The organism is Pseudomonas fluorescens (genome assembly GCF_001623525.1).
GTDB classification, from domain to species: Bacteria; Pseudomonadota; Gammaproteobacteria; order Pseudomonadales; family Pseudomonadaceae; genus Aquipseudomonas; species Aquipseudomonas fluorescens_Q.
This window is the reverse complement of sequence record NZ_CP015225.1, coordinates 6,157,377-6,175,335: the sequence shown is the minus strand read 5'-3', so window position 1 is coordinate 6,175,335 and position 17,959 is coordinate 6,157,377. Positions and strand designations below refer to the sequence as shown.

Here is a 17,959-nt window from a genome sequence, read left to right as displayed (position 1 = left end):
TCTCAACGGTAGACCGTCAGCGCCAGCGCGCCGAACAGACAGGTAAACAGACTCAGGCGCAGCAACGCCGGGTGCCAGAAGAAGCGGTACAGGTCCAGCCCCGACAGGAAGCGGTCCAAGGCCCAGGCCAGGCCGGCGGCGATGAAAAACATCAAGGTCATGGTGGGCATGTACACACCATGGAAGGCGATCTCACGGGGCATGTTCAGGTTCCTGGGGAAGCGGTGTGGCAGGCGGCATGGCATGCGGTATGACATAGCCGGCCAATGGCGATTGCGGGTCCAGCAACGAGGTGCGGATGAAATGCAGGTAGCTTTTCACGCGGCGCAGGGCCGAGGTGTCGAAATGCGGGGCGAAGGGTTCGTCGGTGGCCTGCACGCGGCCGATGGCATGGTCCACCGCCACCAGGGCACGTTCCAGATTGCTCTGGCTCGGTTGGCGGAACAACCGCACCAGCGCCCGCCCCATCACACGAATCGCCTGGCGCCACGGTTGGCGTTCGGCATACGCCGGATGCACCGGTAAAATCGCCTGTTCCTTGCGCAACTCGATAATCGCGTGGCCGACCTCCAGCACCACAAACATCCAGCGCAGCAAGTCCCGTTGCACCCGCGGCTGCCCCGCCGCCAGCCCGTAGGCCTGATGCAGCAAGTCGCGGGTACCACTTTCGAAGCTCGATGCCAGGCCCTTGAGCTTGCCACTGATGGCAAACACCACTTGCTCGCGCAAATCCTGTTCGAGCCGGCGCCACAACCAGCGACTGTTGGGCGGCAGGATGATTGCCCCGGCCGCGGCACACACCAGCATGCCGAGGATCATCGCGATGTAATCGTTGATAAAGGCGTAGGGGTTGTAGACCGTCAGGTTGTCCGGCACCGAACCGGTGCTGAAAAAGATCAGCAGCCCCAGCCCGACCCCGGCGTATTTCGGCCGCGAGCTGAGGAACGAACCGAGCATGATCACCGGCGCCAGCATCACGCAGAGCAAAGGGAAGCCGTCGATCAGCGGGAAGATGAAGAACATCTCGACAAAGCCGATCAACGCCCCGAACAACGTGCCGCAGGCCATCTGGAAAGCCATGCGCTTGGGGTTCGGCGTCGCGGCCGACAAGCCCACGGTGGCGGCGGCGATCATCGTCATGGTCGCGCCGCTCGGCCAGGCCGTGGCGACCCAGTAACTGCCCAGCACCAACAGGATGAAGGCGGCGCGAACACCCGATGCCGTGGCGGCCAGCCAGTTGGTCTGCGGCACGAACGGTTCGTCCCAGCGTTCACGTTCGTGGCGATGATCGGCCAGCGAGGCGTGGGTCAGGGCATAGCCGTGCAAGTCGTCGACGAAGCGATAAAGCAGCTCGTAGGCGGTATGGAAATCCAGTTGCTGCCCATCACTGGGCGCCGTTTCCTGGAACAGCGCCCGCAGCCTTCGCACCTGGGCCGGCAGCTCGGCCTTGTACTCGGCCAGCGCCGCCGCCAGACGGGCCGCATCGGCATCGGTCAGGGCGCGGCCACTGAAACCGTCGAGCAGTTCGGCCAACGTTTGCAAGCCCGGCTTGATGGCGTCTACCACATGATCCGCGGCGCTGCCGCGCAAGCGCTCCAGCAATTGGTGCAAGGCGTTGAAGCGGGTGGTGATGCCCATGAATTCGCTGTTCAAGCGACTGAGCCGGCCGTTGCGCCGACGCATGTGCGGGTCTTCGAACACGGTCACGCTGCGCAGGCTTTCCAGGCCCACCGCCTCGGCAATGAAGCCCACGTTGCGCGCTTCGAAGGTCTCGCGCTTGCTGCGCCCACGCAGGCCATCGGTGACAAACAGGGCAAATACCCCAAAGCGCTGGTACAAGGCATTGCGCATGGCGGCACTGGCGGTTTGCGGCAGGATCGCGGCGCTGACCAGGGTGGAGCAGAGAATGCCCAGGGAAATCTCCAGCACCCGCCAGACCGCCGCCATGAACGCACCTTCCGGATGGGCCAGGGCCGGCAGGCCGATCATCGCCGCGGTGTAGCCGGCCAGCACAAAACCATAGGCCCGGAAGTTGCGATATCGCGCCGCCCCTGCCGAACAGAGGCCAACCCAGACCGCCAGGCAAGCGAGGAACGGCTCGGTGTTCTGGGCAAACAAGGCGATCAGCGCCACCATCACCGCCGAGCCGGCCAGGGTGCCAAGGAAGCGGTAGAAACTCTTGGCGAACACCTGCCCGCTCTGGGGCTGCATGACAATGAACACGGTGATCATGGCCGTGCGCGGTTGCGGCAACTCCAGGCGCATCGCCAACCACAAGGTCAGGAACGCGGCAAACAGGACCTTGAAGATATAGACCCAGGTCACCCCGTCGCTGCGGGCCCAGTCGAAGAAACCCCGGCGCCATTCAAGACGGTACAGCCAGCGTGCGGGGGCAAGTAAAGACGTCACAGGAAAAAGACTCAGCATCGTGGCGAGGGAGCTTGCTCCCGCTTGGGCGCGCAGCATCCACTTGAGGGGACTGCCGCGCAGTCCAGCGGGAGCAAGCTCCCTTGCCACAGGGCATGGCTCAAGTCAGGGCTGTCGTTGCCGGCCTCAAGCCCGCCACCCAGCGCCGTCACCAGGTCGGCATGGGCGCTCAAGCGCGCCGCCTGCACTTGCTGTTGCACCTGTTGCTGCTTGAACAACAGGCTTTGGGCGTTGAGCACGTTGAGGTAGTCGGTGAGCCCGCGCTGGAACGCCACCATTGCGATGTCGTAGGTGCGCTGGGCTGCGGCCACCGATTCGGCAGCGAAAGCCTGCTGCTTGTCCATGGATTGGCGGCGGATCAGTTGGTCGGAAATGCCCTTGAGGGCGTTCACCAGTGTCTGGTTGTAGTGCGCCACGGCGATGTCATAACCGGCCGCCGCCTCACCCAGCTGTGAACGCAAGCGGCCGCCGTCGAAGATCGGCAACGTGATCGCCGGCCCGACGTTGTAGGTGAGCTTCTTGCCCGTCAAAAACTCCAGCGCCCCACCGCCAGTGGCCATGTAGCCGAGGCTACCCACCAGGTCGACATTGGGATAGAAGCCGGCCCGGGCCACATCGATACCCCGGGCCTGGGCCGCTACTTGCCAACGCCCGGCGACCACATCCGGACGCTGGCCGAGCAGTTCGGCGGGCAAGGCCGACGGCAGCTTCAAGGGCGCGCCGAGGGCCAGGGTCGGACGGTGCAATTGCGCGCCCTCTCCCGGCCCCTTGCCGGCCAGGGCCGCCAACTGATTACGGCTCAAGGCGATGGCTTCGTCCAGCGCGTCGAGTTGGCGATGGCTCTCGGGCACCGGTGCCTGGGCCTGGCTGACTTCGAAATGGGTGCCGATGCCGCCGTCCAGGCGTTTCTGCGCAAGGTCGAGAATCTGCTCTTGTTGGTGGAGAGTCGCGGCGACGATATCGCGCTGGGCGTAGTACAGCGAAAACTGGATGTAGGCGCGCACGATGTTGCTTTGCAGTTCCAGTTGCGCCTGGCGCGCCTCTGCGACACTGACATGGGCCAGGTCAACCGCCCGTTCGCTGGCATTGCGCTCGCGGCCCCACAGGTCCAGGGCGTAGCTCAAGCCCAGGGCGGCATTGTTGTCCCAGGTCGTGGTGTCGGCCAGCTCGCCCGGGCCATAGAACTGATCGGTGGGCCAGTTATGGCGCTTGAGGGTCGCCTCGCCATTGATCTGCAGCGACTCGGCAGCCTCGGCAACACCGGCCATGGCCTTGGCCTGGCGCACCCGCGCGGCGGCCATGGCCAGGCTCGGGCTGTCCTGCATGGCCAGGTCCACCCAGCGATCCAACTGCCGATCACCATAGGCTTGCCACCACTGGCGGGTGGGCCAGCGGGCATCGCGAGCCGCCTCGCGGATGGCGGCATCGGTCGCCAGTTGATTGGCCGGCAGTACCTGGCTTTGCGGCCCAATCCCGCCTGTCCCGATGCACCCGCTGATGGTTAATGTCAGAACCCAAACACTGAGAGTCTTCAGCTCTCTGCTGATGCAACGCGGCACTTGCGCAAAATTCCTGAGATGGAGCATGACGACGAGGATGGCGGCCTGTTAACGCAAAACTTGTGGGAGCGAGCTTGCTCGCGATGGCGTCCGAACATTCACTTCAGGTGTTGAATGTGATGGTCTCATCGCGAGCAAGCTCGCTCCCACAGGAATCAGTGACCCAGGATTGGTGGCAATTCTAGGCATCGCCCTCCCCGCCGATAAGCCGACCTTTCTGTGAATCTTTGTTACCGTTAACGCGATAATCCATTAGTCGGGTCCCGCTGCTCTGTAACTTCGTGTCACAATTTGCCACCTCCCAAGAGAGCCCTCCATGGACACCTTGCAAAACATGCGCGCGTTCAGTTGTGTTGCCGAAGCTGGCAGTTTCACCGCTGCCGCCGCGCAACTGGACACCACGACGGCCAACATCTCGCGCGCGGTTTCCAACCTGGAAGCCCATCTGCAAACCCGCCTGCTCAACCGCACCACTCGCCGCATTGCCCTGACCGAGGCAGGTAAACGCTACTTGTTGCGTTGCGAGCAGATCCTGGCTTATGTCGAAGAAGCGGAAGCCGAGGCCAGCGACGCCCATGCCCGACCGGCCGGGCAGTTGAAGGTCCACACGATGACCGGCATCGGCCAGCATTTCGTGATCGACGCCATCGCCCGTTATCGCAAGACCCATCCGGATGTGACCTTCGACCTGACCCTGGCCAACCGCGTGCCGGACATCCTCGACGAGGGCTACGACGTCTCCATCGTGCTCGCCAGCGAGTTGCCGGATTCGGGCTTCGTCTCCCAGCGCCTGGGGATCACCTACAGCATCGTCTGCGCATCGCCCGCCTATGTGAAAGCCAGCGGCTGCCCGCAAAAACCCGGCGACCTGCTCAACCACGCCTGCCTGCGCCTGGTCAGCCCGGTCATTCCGCTGGAAAAATGGGTGTTCGACGGCCCGGAAGGCCAGGAGATGGTCACCATCAATAGCTCACCGTTCCTGGTGAATTCCGCCGATGCGATGAAAACCGCGATCACCAGCGGCATGGGCGTGGGGGTGTTGCCGGTGTACGCCGCCATCGAAGGCCTGCGCAACGGCACGCTGGTGCGGGTCATGCCCAACTACCGCTCCCAGGAACTGAACCTCTATGCCATCTACCCGTCGCGCCAATACCTGGATGCGAAGATCAAGACCTGGGTCGAGTACCTGCGAGGCTCGTTGCCTGAAATCCTCGCGGCGCACCAGTCTGAGCTGGCGGCTTACGAATTGAGTGGAAGCCTGGCAGGCGCACGGGTCGCGAACTGAAGTCGCCCCCGTGCGTGAAGGATGATGTCAGCGCTTGCCCATCGAACGACGCGTGCCGGGAGGCGCGGCGCCCGGGGTCTTGGTATGGCCATTCTTCGCGCCGTTCTTGTACCACGGCTGTTGGCCGGCGCCCTTGGCCGCAGCCAGTTCACCGGGTTTGAACGGGAATTTGAAGGCAGGGATCGCCGCTTTGGCGTCCTCGGTGCAGGAAACATCGCTGTCGGACAAATCGGCCTGTTCGCCGCCGGGGAGTTCATCCGCAGGCGAAGGTGTGGGGGAAGTCATGTGAGGCTCCGGGTCATGCATGCAAGTCGGGCCCGAAGGGCGAGCCGCGAAAGGCGGCAGTATACCTGCCCGATATCACCGCGCGCAGGGCAGTTTCATCTGGCACGACCATTCATCTGACGGCAAGCCAGGACAAAACTGACAAGCCTGTCAGTTAGCCGTCACCTTCCTGACCGGCTCGTAACGCTATATAAGAAAGCTCAAACTCCTGTGTCCCGAACCGGCCCTTCATATCCATGCACACCCAGAAGAAAACCGTCCTGCTCGTCGTGCTTTTGGTCGCCCTGGCGGCCCTTGTCCTCTGGTTTGTGCTCAGGCCCGTGACCGCCAAGCCCAGCGCTCCCGCCGCCGTTCCGGTGCGGGTCGTCAGCGTGGTGCAAAAGGATGTGCCGCGCTTTGCCAGCGGCATCGGTACGGTCCTGTCGCTGCACAGCGTGGTCATCCGGCCGCAGATCGACGGCATCCTCACCCGGCTGCTGGTCAAGGAAGGGCAACTGGTCAAGAAAGGTGACCTGCTGGCGACCATCGACGATCGTTCGATCCGCGCCAGCCTCGACCAGGCCCGGGCCCAGCTCGGCGAGAGCCAGGCGCAGCTGGCGGTGGCCCAGGTCAATCTCAAGCGCTACAAATTGCTGAGCGTCGATGACGGCGTCTCGAAGCAGACCTACGACCAGCAGCAGGCGCTGGTCAAGCAGCTCAAGGCCACCGCCCAGGGTAACCAGGCGGCCATCGACTCGGCGCAGGTGCAACTGTCCTACACCCAGATCCGCTCCCCGGTGAGCGGTCGCGTCGGCATTCGCAATGTGGATGAAGGCAACTTCCTGCGCACCAGCGACGCCGAAGGCCTGTTCACGGTGACCCAGATCGACCCGATCGCCGTGGAGTTCTCCCTGCCCCAGCAAATGCTGCCCACCTTGCAACGCTTGATCGCGGCACCCGAGCAAGCCTTGGTCAAGGCCTATCTCGGTGCCGATGGCGCTAGCGGGGAACTGCTCGGCGAGGGGCGCCTGAGCCTCATCGACAACCAGATCAACGCCAACACCGGAACCCTGCGGGCCAAGGCTGAATTCGACAACGCCGCGCAACGGCTGTGGCCCGGGCAACTGGTGACGCTGAAGATCCAGACCGCCCTCGACAAGGACGCCCTGGTGGTGCCTCCCTCCGTGGTCCAGCGCGGGCTGGAGCAACACTTCGTGTACCGGATCAAGGGCGACAAGGTCGAGAGCGTGCCGGTGGTCATGGTTTACCAGGACAGCGACATACACATCATCAAAGGGGTGAACGCTGGCGATCAACTGGTGAGCGATGGTCAGTCACGGCTCAAGCCGGGCAGCCACATCCAGGTGCTCAGTGCCCCGCCCGCCCTGGCCAAGACCGCGGAGCCGCAACCGTGAAGGGCCGCGGCTCGGTTTCAGCGTGGTGCATCGACCACCCCATCGCCACGGTGTTGCTGACGTTCGCCCTGGTGCTGCTGGGGATGATCGCGTTTCCTCGCCTGCCCGTCGCGCCGTTGCCGGAAGCCGAATTCCCGACCATCCAGGTCAACGCCCAGTTGCCCGGGGCCAGCCCCGAAACCATGGCCTCGTCAGTGGCGACGCCGCTGGAAGTGCAATTCAGTGCCATCCCCGGCATCACCCAGATGACCTCCAGCAGCGCCCTGGGCTCGACCAACCTGATCCTGCAATTCAGCCTCGATAAAAGCATCGACACCGCCGCCCAGGAAGTGCAGGCGGCGATCAACACCGCCGCCGGCAAACTGCCCAACGACATGCCGAACCTGCCGACCTGGCGCAAGGTCAACCCCGCCGACAGCCCGGTGTTGATCCTCAGCATCAGCTCCTCCCTGATGCCCGGCACCGAGCTGAGCGACTACGTCGAAACCCTGCTCTCGCGCCAGATCAGCCAGATCGACGGCGTAGGACAAATCTACATCACCGGCCAGCAGCGTCCGGCGATCCGGGTCCAGGCCTCGGCCGACCGGCTCGCCGCCATCGGCCTGACCCTGGCGGACATCCGCCTGGCGCTCCAGCAGGCCAGCCTCAACCTGGCCAAGGGCGCCCTGTACGGCGATTCGAGCATTTCCACCCTGTCCACCAACGACCAGCTGTTCCAGCCTGAGGAGTACGGTGAGCTGATCGTGTCCTACAAGGACGGCGCACCGGTTCACCTCAAGGACATCGCCAAGGTCGTCAACGGCTCGGAAAACGCTTACGTCCAGGCCTGGTCCGACAGCGAACCAGGGGTCAACCTGGTGATCTTCCGGCAACCGGGGGCGAACATCGTCGAGACCGTCGACCGCATCCAGGCGGCCCTGCCCACCCTGCAAGCCATGCTGCCCGCTGCCATACAGGTCAAGGTACTGATCGACCGCACCCAGACTATCCGCGCCTCGTTGCACGAAGTGGAGATCACCTTGCTGATCGCGGTGCTGCTGGTTGTCGCGGTGATGGCGCTGTTCCTGCGCCAGCTCTCGGCAACCCTGATTGTCTCGGCGGTGCTGGGGGTGTCGCTGACCGCCAGTTTCGCCCTGATGTACGTGATGGGCTTCAGCCTGAACAACCTGACCCTGGTGGCAATCGTCATCTCGGTCGGGTTCGTGGTGGACGATGCGATTGTGGTGGTGGAGAACATCCACCGGCATCTGGAGGCCGGCGACGGCATGCGCGAAGCGGCGATCAAGGGAGCGGGTGAGATCGGCTTCACCGTGGTCTCCATCAGCTTCTCGCTGGTAGCGGCATTCATCCCGCTGCTGTTCATGGGCGGTGTGGTCGGGCGCCTGTTCAAGGAATTTGCCCTGACCGCCACCTCGACCATTCTGATTTCGGTGGTGGTGTCGCTCACCCTGGCACCGACCCTGGCCGCGCTGTTCATGCGTGCCCCGGTACATCATGCCCACAGCAAGATGGGATTCGGCGAGCGTCTGCTGGGCTGGTACGAGCGCGGCCTGCGTCGGGCCCTGGCCCATCAAAAACTGATGATAGGCGTGTTCGGCCTGACCCTGGCACTGGCGGTGGTGGGCTACGTGTTCATCCCCAAGGGGTTCTTTCCGGTACAGGACACCGGCCTGGTACTGGGCACCAGCGAAGCCGCCGCCGATGTGTCGTTCCCGGACATGGTCGCCAAACACAAGGCCCTGGCCGACATCGTCGCCGCCGACCCGGCGGTGCAGACCTTCTCCCATTCCGTCGGTGTTTCGGGCAATAACCAGACCATCGCCAACGGCCGTTTCTGGATCGCCCTCAAGCCCCGGAGCGAGCGTGACGTGTCGGCCAGCGGCTTCATCGACCGAATCCGCCCGCAATTGCTGAAAATCCCCGGTGTAGTGCTGTACCTCAGGGCCGGGCAGGACATCAACCTCAGCTCCGGCCCCAGTCGCGCCCAATATCAATACGTGCTCAAGAGCAACGACGGGCCGAGCCTCAACGCCTGGACGCAAAAACTCACCGACAGGCTGCGCGGCAACCCGGCGTTCCGTGACATCTCCAACGACCTGCAACTGGGCGGCAGCATCACCCACATCAACATCGACCGCAGCGCGGCAGCGCGCTTCGGCCTCACCGCCACCGATGTCGACCAGGCCCTGTACGACGCCTTCGGCCAACGTCAGATCAATGAATTCCAGACCGAGACCAACCAGTACAACGTGATCCTGGAGCTCGACACCCAGCAACGCGGCAAGGCCGAAAGCCTGGCGTATTTCTACCTGCGTTCCCCCCTGAGTGGAGAAATGGTGCCGCTCTCGGCCCTGGCCCGCTTCGATGCGCCGAGCAACGGCCCGCTGTCGATTGCCCACGACGGCATGTTCCCGGCCGCCAACCTGTCGTTCAACCTGGCGCCCGGCGTCGCCCTGGGAGACGCGGTGCGCCTGCTCGACCAGGCGAAGAACGAAATCGGCATGCCCGCCGCCATCACCGGTAATTTCCAGGGCGCGGCCCAGGCCTTCCAGAGCTCGCTGGCGAGCCAGCCATGGCTGATCCTCGCCGCGCTGGTGGCCGTGTACATCATCCTCGGCGTGCTCTACGAGAGCTTCGTGCACCCGTTGACGATCATCTCCACCCTGCCCTCGGCCGGCCTCGGCGCGCTGATCATGCTCTGGCTGCTGGGCCAGGATTTTTCGATCATGGCGCTGATCGGGCTGGTGCTGCTGATCGGGATCGTCAAGAAGAACGGCATCCTGATGATCGACTTCGCCCTCGACGCCCAGCGCAACAAAGGGTTGGCGCCCCAGGAGGCGATTTTCCAGGCGTGCCTGACACGCTTCCGACCGATCATGATGACCACCCTGGCCGCCCTGCTCGGCGCCTTGCCGCTGATGCTCGGCTATGGCCCCGGCGCGGAGCTGCGCCAGCCCCTGGGCATCGCGGTGGTGGGCGGCCTGCTGGTGAGTCAGGCGCTGACGCTGTTCACCACACCGGTCATATACTTGTGGCTGGAGCGACTGTTCCATCGGCCCGCCCATCAGCCAGGGTCGGCGCCGACGGCGGCGCTGGCGAGCACAGACCACTGAGGCAGGGCCATGCGCGTTCTGATTATCGAAGACGAAGAAAAAACTGCGGACTACCTGCACCGCGGCCTGACCGAACAGGGCTATACCGTGGACGTGGCGCCGGACGGTATCGAAGGGCTGCATCTGGCCCTGGAAACCGACTATGCGGTGATCGTGCTCGACGTGATGCTGCCGGGCCTGGACGGCTTCGGCGTACTGCGGGCCCTGCGCGCCCGCAAGCAGACACCGGTGATCATGCTCACCGCCCGGGAACGGGTCGAGGACCGCATCAAGGGCTTGCGCGACGGCGCCGATGACTACCTGGGCAAACCTTTCTCCTTCCTCGAACTGGTGGCCCGCCTGCAAGCCCTGACCCGCCGCAGCGGCGGCCATGAGCCGGTGCAGGTGAGCATCGCCGACCTGTGGATCGACCTGATCAGCCGCAAGGCCACACGGGCCGGCCAGCGCCTGGACTTGACGGCCAAGGAGTTCTCCCTGCTCAGCGTCCTGGCCCGCCGCCAGGGTGAAATCCTCTCGAAAACCGCCATTGCCGAAATGGTCTGGGACATCAACTTCGACAGTGACGCCAACGTGGTGGAAGTGGCGATCAAACGCTTGCGGGCCAAGCTCGACGGGCCATTCGAACAGAAGTTGCTGCACACCATTCGCGGCATGGGTTATGTGCTGGAGAGTCGCAGCGATGAGCGTCCCTGACAGCATCGCCCTGCGCCTGAGCGGCATGTTCACGCTGGTGGCGGCGCTGGTGTTCCTGTTGATCGGTGGCGCTTTATACCAGCAGGTCGGCAAGGGCCTGGGCCTGTTGCCCGAAGCCGAGCTCGATGCCCGCTACAGTGTCCTGGAGTCCACCGTTGGCCGCTACGGCACGCCTGAACACTGGGTGAAGATCAACAACAAGCTGCGACTGCTCGGTGAAGAAGACAAACGCATCCATTTCTGGATCGTCAGCGACGATCCGCGCTTTGAATACGGCGCTCCCGATGCACAGATCCGTGCCTTTGCCCAAGGCGCCCTGGGGAAGCGCGACCTGACCTTGCCCCATCGGGACTACCCGATGAAAGTATTGGTGAGCCAATTCCCGGCCAAGGACCAACGCCCGCCGCTGCGCTTCATGATCGGCATTGACACCCAGACCTTCTACCAGACCCAGCATCGCCTGCTGGTGGCGCTGGTGAGCCTGGCGATTGTCGGTGTGCTCCTCGCTTCGTTGCTGGGCTACTGGGTCGCGCGCATCGGCCTCAAACCGCTGATCAAGCTGTCCGATGAAGCCCGACGCCTGGCCCCGCCCCGCCTCTCCGGGCGCTTGCAGCTGTCGCCCTTGCCGCCGGAGCTGAGCCAGTTCGTCAGTTCCTTCAACGCCACCCTCGACCGGGTCGAACAGGCTTACTCGCGGCTGGAATCGTTCAACGCCGACGTCGCCCATGAATTGCGCTCGCCCCTGACCAACCTGATCGGCCAGACCCAGGTTGCGTTGACCCGTGGACGCTCGGCCGAACACTACTTCGAAGTGCTGCAATCGAATCTCGAGGAGTTGGAGCGGCTGCGTTCGATCATCAACGACATGCTGTTCCTGGCCAGCGCCGACCAAGGCAGCAAGGCCACCAAGTTGACCAGCGCATCCCTGGCCGGCGAAGTGGCGACCACCCTCGATTACCTGGACTTCATACTGGAAGATGCCCAGGTCCAGGTCCGGGTCAGCGGCGATGCCCAGGCCAACATCGAGATCGCCCACTTGCGACGGGCGCTGATCAACCTGCTGAGCAACGCCGTACAACACACCGCGCCCGGGCAAGTGATCGACGTGCACATCGAAGCCCTTGGCGACCAGATCACCCTCGCGGTCACCAACCCCGGCGAACCGATCGCCGGCGAGCACTTGCCACGCCTGTTCGAACGTTTCTATCGCGTCGATGCCTCGCGCAGCAACAGTGGCGCCAACCATGGACTGGGGCTGGCCATCGTCAAGGCCATTGCACTGATGCACGGTGGCGATGTGTTCGTGCGCAGCGACCAGGGTGCCAACACGTTCGGGATCCGCTTGCCAGCCTGAGGCCTTCACAAGGTTCGATCTTTCCAGCATTGAATGCTGGGCGAAAGCCAACTCGATCAAAATCGACAGATCGCAGCCTTCGGCAGCTCCTACCCAGTTATTGCGCAAACACTGATTGCCCGCTCTCATTGATCCAAGCACAATCAGCAAAAGGCCAGCATCTGGTTCATTGCCGGTTTGCAACCCTTTGGGACGGACCCCAGCCACATGACAATGCAGACATCGGAACCATGAGCGCGCGCAGTGCGACACCCGGCAACACCCCGCTTTCGAGACGTTCGGAACGGGTATTCGTACTGGCCAGCTCACTGGTTGTCATTGCCATCCTGAGCATCGTGACGTTTCTGCTGATCCGCGAACATGCCGCCGCACAAGAGGCGGCGACCCGTGCGGCGACCAATATCGTGCAATTGATTGACGCCGATGTGCTGCGTAACGTGGAGCTCTACGATCTGTCGCTGCAAGGTTTGGCCGCCGCCGCCAAACGCGACGACCTGAAAGACGTTTCGCCGGCGATTCGCCATCTGGCGCTGTTCGACCGCGCCACCGCCGCCCCCTACAAAGGCGACATCCTGCTGCTCGACAAGCGTGGCGATGTAATCGCCGACTCCGCCTCGCTCGAACCGCGCAAAGGCAATTACGCCGACCGGGAATATTTCCAGTCCCATGTCCAGGACCCGAGTCTGGGCATGATGATCAGTCGCCCGTTCCGCTCCAGGAGTGCCGCCCACGATTGGCGCATCAGTTTCAGCTATCGACTGAGCGACGAGCGGGGTGAGTTCATGGGCGTGGCCGAGGCCGCAATGCGCCTGAACTACTTCAGCCAGTTGTTCAAAAGCCTGAACATCGGCCACGGGACGGTCAACCTGATCAGCCGCGATGGGATTCTGTTGGCCCAGGAACCGCCCCTGGCCGACGACATGATCGGCAAGGACTTCAGCAACCGACCGAACTTCGTACGCATCCTGCGAGAAGGTAACGGCAGTTTTACCGGCATCTCCAGTGTCGATCAGACACAGCGGCTCTACACCTTTTCCCAGGTGGGCGACCTGCCATTGATTGTCGTGGTAGCGCTCTCCTACCAAGAGGTCTTCGCCTCATGGCAACGCACGGCGTTGTTGGTCAGCGGCGCCACCGGCGCGCTGTGCATCGGTTTGCTCTGGCTTACCTGGCTGCTACGCCGCGAATTGCGACGCCGCTACAGAGCTGAACGGGAATTGGCCCAACTGGCGTCCATCGACGCCCTCACAGGACTGGCCAATCGACGAACACTGGACGAGACGTTGCAACAGGAATGGCTGCGCGCCCAACGTTCGGGCCAACCGTTGTCTGTGCTGATGATCGATGCCGATCATTTCAAGGCGTTCAATGATCGCCATGGTCATCAAAAGGGTGACGAGGCCCTGCGCACCTTGGCGCAATTGATCGGCCAGCATGTCCGACGCCCCGCCGACCTGGCAGCGCGCTATGGCGGTGAGGAGTTCTCGGTGGTGCTGCCGGAGACCACCACCGCTGGCGCCTTCACCATGGCCCAGCATATTCGCGACGCGGTCGAACAACTGCCACCTGTGTCCGAGGGAGGAGCGCCCATGACGGTCAGTATCGGCATCGCCACTTGGACTCAGGGACCGTACAGCGAACTCAAACAACTCTTGTTCGCCGCGGACAAGGCGCTTTACCAGGCCAAGGCCAGTGGGCGTAATCGTGTGGTTTGCGCAATGTGACACCGGAGCACCCAAAGGCGATGGGCATGACGCCCTCTGTGCATGGATAGGATGCCCTCTGGGTAGGATAGGGTGCTCTCTGTGGCGAGGGGATTTATCCCCGCTGGGCTGCGATATAGGTAGTCCGTTCCTTGCTCCCCCATACTGATACTCGCTGGAGTCCGGTTGTCGCGAGGAAGGAACATGCACCTGCGAGCTACGAATAGGGCTGCAACGCATTTCGATGATTACTGCTTCACCTTCGAGCCCAGCAGGTGCGCTTGCGCCCTCTAACGAACACTCAGGGAAAGCCGGGCACGGCTCTCTATATCGCCTTCGCTGGACGCAAGCATGCATGTTCCTGCATGTACTTTAGCGTCTGTGGAGGTGTGCAATGCAAACGCTCTTGTCTCAGAAATTCACTGCTTATATCGGAATTGATTGGGCCGATACCAAACATGACGTCTGCTTGCAGGTTGCTGGGCAAGCCCAGCGGTGCTTCTCGGTCATCCGACACAACCCCGAAGCTATTGATCAATGGGCTCATGCGCTGTATCAGCGTTATGGCGGTCCTATCGCCATTGCCGTGGAGTTAGACAAAGGACCGTTGATAGCGGCCCTGCAAAAATATGATTTTTTTTGTTTGTTCCCAATCAACCCCGCCACCTTAGCCAAGCAGCGTAAGGCCTTTGTTCCCAGCGGTGCGAAGGACGATCCGAGCGATGCCCAGTGGGCACTTGAGCTATTGCTCAAGCATCCCGACAGATTTCCCCTGCAGGAGAAACAAAGTCCTGCCATACGCTCTCTGGCTAGCTTGACTGAACATCGGAGAACCTTGGTTGATGAGCGGGTAAGAACCAGTAATCGGTTGGTTTGCATGCTCAAGCAGTACTATCCGTTGGCGCTGGAGTTGTTCCACGACCATGACACACAGGTGTTTTGTGATTTCCTGGAGCGCTGGTCGACGTTGGAAACACTTAAACGTGCTCGGCCTACAAGCGTTTTGAAGTTTCTTAACGCGCACAATGTTCGCCATGCAGAACTCAATCAGCAGCGCCTGGCCTTGATCCTCAAGGCCACGCCGCTGACAGAGGATCCGGGGATTGTTACCCCTTCAGCGCTGTATGTGCGGACCCTGGCATCGCAACTGAGTGGGATGCTGGTGGCGATCAAGCAGTTTGATGCGGCGATCGAAGAAACGGCCAATACCCTGGCCGATTACAGCCTCTTCAAATCCTTGCCTGGAGCCGGGCAACAGCTTGCACCACGGCTAATGGTAGCTTTTGGTGAGCAACGTGATCGCTTCAAGGATGCTGGTGCTATGCAGCGATATGCCGGGATCGCTCCGGTTACCGAGCGCAGTGGCAAGAAGAAAATCGTTCGCTGGCGCTATCAATGTTCAACCTTTTTGCGCCAGACATTTGTCGAGTGGGCTGCCCACAGCATCAATCAATCGGTATGGGCAGGGGCGTACTATCGCCAGCAGAAGGCCAAAGGCTGCTCTCATCAAGCAGCCCTGAGGGCACTGGCTTTTAAATGGATCAGGATCGTTTATCGGTGCTGGAATGCTGGATCCCAGTATGACGAGAGCGTCTATTTACAAGCCTTGGCCCGCCACGACTCGCCTTTGATAAGAGCACCGGAGGCAACGAAAGCATGTTGACGGAAGAGCTCAGGGCGTGAAGCAGCCCCAATGCAGACGACTCAATCAGCCTGGCGCACCGAGTTGCAGTGGGTGGGACTGCTGCGCAGTCCAACGGGGATAAATCCCCTCGCCACAGGGGCTCATCTGATCCTCAGGAAACACCCATAAAAAAAGGCCACCCAAAGGCAGCCTTCAAAAACTAGAGAGGTTTTTTTGCCTACACGGCCGCAACAGGGCGCATGTAAGAGATTGGTGCGGTGCTGGCGTCTTCGAACGTCACGACTTCCCAAGCATCTTTCTGCTCAATCAACTTGCGCAGCAGCTGGTTGTTCAGTGCATGGCCGGACTTGAAGCCCTTGAACTCACCAATCAGGCTATTGCCCAGCAAGTAGAGGTCGCCGATTGCATCGAGGATCTTGTGCTTGACGAATTCGTCTTCATAACGAAGACCGTCTTCGTTCAATACACCATCGGAATCGACCACGATCGCGTTTTCAACACTGCCGCCGAGTGCGAGGTTGTGCTTGCGCAGGTACTCGATGTCACTCATGAAACCAAAGGTACGGGCGCGGCTGACTTCTTTTACGAACGAAGTGCTGGAAAAATCCACGCTTGCACTCTGGGTGCGGTCACGGAAAACCGGGTGATCGAAATCGATCTCGAAGCTCACCTTGAAACCTTCGAAAGGGACGAAAGTGGCGCGCTTGTCGCCATCTTCCACGGTCACTTCCCGCAGGATGCGGATGAACTTCTTGGCTGCGTCCTGCTCTTCCAGGCCAGCCGATTGAATCAGGAATACGAAGGGTCCGGCACTGCCATCCATGATCGGGACTTCGGACGCGGAGAGCTCGACGTAGGCGTTATCGATGCCCAGGCCAGCCATGGCCGAGAGCAAATGCTCCACCGTATCCACTTTGGTGTCACCGTTGACCAGAGTGGTCGACATAGTGGTTTCACCAACGTTTTCCGCGCGAGCAGGAATCTGCACCACAGGGTCGAGGTCGGCACGACAAAACACAATGCCGGTATCGACAGGCGCGGGCTTGAGGGTCAGGTAGACCTTCTCGCCGGAGTGCAAGCCGACACCTGTGGCACGGATAATATTCTTCAGGGTGCGTTGTTTAATCATGGCATGGGCCGCTTCAGCGCAAATTGCGAACTGGTATCAACAAAGGCTGGCGATGATAGCAGACCAGACCTTTGCTGAACACCAATCACCCGTATCCCCCTGATACATTTCATCAATCGGCCTGACGACGCAGGAAAGCCGGGATGTCCAGGTAATCCAGATCGTCTTGCGGATTCATCTTCGCGGCAGTCGCAGTACCGGCCTGGGCCTGGTTGCGCATGACGGTCGGACGGTCCAGGTCACGGTAGTTCACCGCAGGCGCTTCCTGACGGGCAGACACTTGTTGTTGCGGTTGCGAAGCCATGGAAGTGTGAACGGTGTTGTCGATGACCTTCACAGGCTTCTCGATTTTGGCGCCCAGACCGGTGGCAACCACGGTGACGTGCAGCTCGTCGCGCATGTCCGGATCGATAACGGTACCGACCTTGACCATCGCGTGCTCGGAAGCGAAGGCTTCGATGATGCTACCCACGTCGGAGTACTCACCCAGGGACAGGTCAGGACCGGCGGTGATGTTCACCAGGATGCCACGCGCACCTTGCAGGTTCACGTCTTCGAGCAACGGGTTGCGAATGGCCGCTTCGGTGGCCTCGCGTGCACGGTTCGGACCGCTGGCGCAGCCAGTGCCCATCATCGCCATGCCCATTTCGCTCATGACCGTCCGTACGTCGGCAAAGTCGACGTTGATCATGCCCGGACGCTTGATGATGTCGGAGATACCGCGAACGGCACCGGCCAGTACATCGTCAGCCTTGGCGAAAGCCGACAGCAGGCTGGCGTCTTTACCGAGGATGGTCAGCAGCTTCTCGTTGGGGATGGTGATCAACGAGTCGACGCTTTCAGACAGCAGACGGATACCTTCGTCGGCGATCTGCATGCGCTTGCGGCCTTCGAACGGGAACGGACGGGTCACCACCGCAACGGTGAGGATGCCCATTTCCTTGGCCACTTCGGCGATGATTGGCGCCGCACCGGTACCGGTACCGCCGCCCATGCCCGTGGTGATGAACACCATGTTGGTGCCTTGCAGGACTTCAGCGATACGCTCACGGTCTTCGAGAGCGGCCTGACGACCGACTTCAGGGTTGGCGCCGGCGCCCAGGCCTTTGGTCACGCCAGTGCCCAGTTGCAGGATGGTCCGCGCGCCGATGGATTTCAGCGCCTGGGCATCAGTGTTGGCGCAGATGAATTCAACGCCTTCAATGTTGCTCTTGACCATGTGGTTGACAGCGTTGCCGCCGCCACCGCCGACACCGATTACCTTGATAACCGGGCTAGCGGGGATGTTGTCTACGAGTTCGAACATTTTCCCTCTCCTTTCATTCTCTAGTTTTTTCGCCTACTGCGTTTGCTGCGTCTTCCAGCACCAAGC

The 17,959-nt window shown here is 61.8% G+C and carries 13 protein-coding genes; 7 read left to right on the top strand and 6 right to left on the bottom strand.

Annotated elements, in window-relative coordinates; genetic code table 11:
- Positions 1–2: 2 nt before the first annotated feature.
- From TK06_RS26820 to TK06_RS26810, 3 genes are read right to left on the bottom strand one after another with little or no spacing between them, the layout of a single operon-like run.
- The gene (locus tag TK06_RS26820) at positions 3–203 is read right to left on the bottom strand and encodes a DUF1656 domain-containing protein (protein ID WP_003205331.1); all 201 of its coding nucleotides are present in this window, start codon (positions 201–203) and stop codon (positions 3–5) included.
- On the bottom strand, positions 193–2,409 hold the full coding sequence (locus tag TK06_RS26815; protein WP_063325225.1) for an FUSC family protein: 2,217 nt from the start codon (positions 2,407–2,409) through the stop codon (positions 193–195). The genes TK06_RS26820 and TK06_RS26815 overlap by 11 nt, the downstream gene beginning before the upstream one ends.
- A gap of 11 nt (positions 2,410–2,420) precedes the next feature.
- Entirely contained in the window at positions 2,421–3,986 is a 1,566-nt protein-coding gene (locus tag TK06_RS26810; RefSeq protein WP_238992569.1) for an efflux transporter outer membrane subunit, read from the bottom strand.
- A 316-nt stretch (positions 3,987–4,302) separates the two neighbouring features.
- On the opposite strand from TK06_RS26810, the gene TK06_RS26805 reads away from it, so the two are divergent.
- The gene (locus TK06_RS26805; RefSeq protein ID WP_003205334.1) at positions 4,303–5,271 is read left to right on the top strand and encodes a LysR family transcriptional regulator; all 969 of its coding nucleotides are present in this window, start codon (positions 4,303–4,305) and stop codon (positions 5,269–5,271) included.
- A 27-nt stretch (positions 5,272–5,298) separates the two neighbouring features.
- Here TK06_RS26805 and TK06_RS26800 read toward each other — a convergent pair whose 3' ends face one another.
- Positions 5,299–5,556 (bottom strand): hypothetical protein, encoded by a 258-nt coding sequence (locus TK06_RS26800; RefSeq protein WP_063324496.1) that lies wholly within the window; start codon positions 5,554–5,556, stop codon positions 5,299–5,301.
- 236 nt (positions 5,557–5,792) lie between these two features.
- Here TK06_RS26800 and TK06_RS26795 point away from each other — a divergent pair, with 236 nt between their 5' ends.
- The 6 genes from TK06_RS26795 to TK06_RS26770 all read left to right on the top strand — a co-directional run bounded on the left by TK06_RS26795 (position 5,793) and on the right by TK06_RS26770 (position 15,476).
- Complete coding sequence (locus TK06_RS26795) at positions 5,793–6,950, top strand: efflux RND transporter periplasmic adaptor subunit (protein WP_063324495.1); 1,158 nt, start codon at positions 5,793–5,795, stop codon at positions 6,948–6,950.
- On the top strand, positions 6,947–10,063 hold the full coding sequence (locus TK06_RS26790; protein WP_063324494.1) for a multidrug efflux RND transporter permease subunit: 3,117 nt from the start codon (positions 6,947–6,949) through the stop codon (positions 10,061–10,063). Before TK06_RS26795 ends, TK06_RS26790 begins: the two co-directional genes overlap by 4 nt.
- A 9-nt stretch (positions 10,064–10,072) precedes the next feature.
- Positions 10,073–10,756 (top strand): heavy metal response regulator transcription factor, encoded by a 684-nt coding sequence (locus tag TK06_RS26785; protein ID WP_060740762.1) that lies wholly within the window; start codon positions 10,073–10,075, stop codon positions 10,754–10,756.
- Positions 10,743–12,110 carry a heavy metal sensor histidine kinase gene (locus tag TK06_RS26780; protein ID WP_063324493.1) on the top strand — a complete coding sequence of 456 codons (1,368 nt, stop codon included), beginning with the start codon at positions 10,743–10,745 and terminating at the stop codon, positions 12,108–12,110. Before TK06_RS26785 ends, TK06_RS26780 begins: the two co-directional genes overlap by 14 nt.
- A 230-nt stretch (positions 12,111–12,340) precedes the next feature.
- Positions 12,341–13,834 carry a sensor domain-containing diguanylate cyclase gene (locus TK06_RS26775; protein WP_063324492.1) on the top strand — a complete coding sequence of 498 codons (1,494 nt, stop codon included), beginning with the start codon at positions 12,341–12,343 and terminating at the stop codon, positions 13,832–13,834.
- 373 nt (positions 13,835–14,207) lie between these two features.
- Positions 14,208–15,476 (top strand): IS110 family transposase, encoded by a 1,269-nt coding sequence (locus tag TK06_RS26770; protein WP_063321205.1) that lies wholly within the window; start codon positions 14,208–14,210, stop codon positions 15,474–15,476.
- A 199-nt stretch (positions 15,477–15,675) separates the two neighbouring features.
- Here the strand turns inward: TK06_RS26770 and lpxC are convergent, their stop codons facing one another.
- Together lpxC and ftsZ are read right to left on the bottom strand one after the other, a co-directional pair.
- Entirely contained in the window at positions 15,676–16,587 is a 912-nt protein-coding gene (lpxC, locus tag TK06_RS26765) for a UDP-3-O-acyl-N-acetylglucosamine deacetylase (protein ID WP_030139673.1), read from the bottom strand.
- 112 nt (positions 16,588–16,699) lie between these two features.
- Positions 16,700–17,893, bottom strand: a complete 1,194-nt coding sequence (gene ftsZ / locus TK06_RS26760) for a cell division protein FtsZ (protein WP_063324491.1) — start codon at positions 17,891–17,893, stop codon at positions 16,700–16,702.
- Between the last annotated feature and the right edge of the window lie 66 nt (positions 17,894–17,959).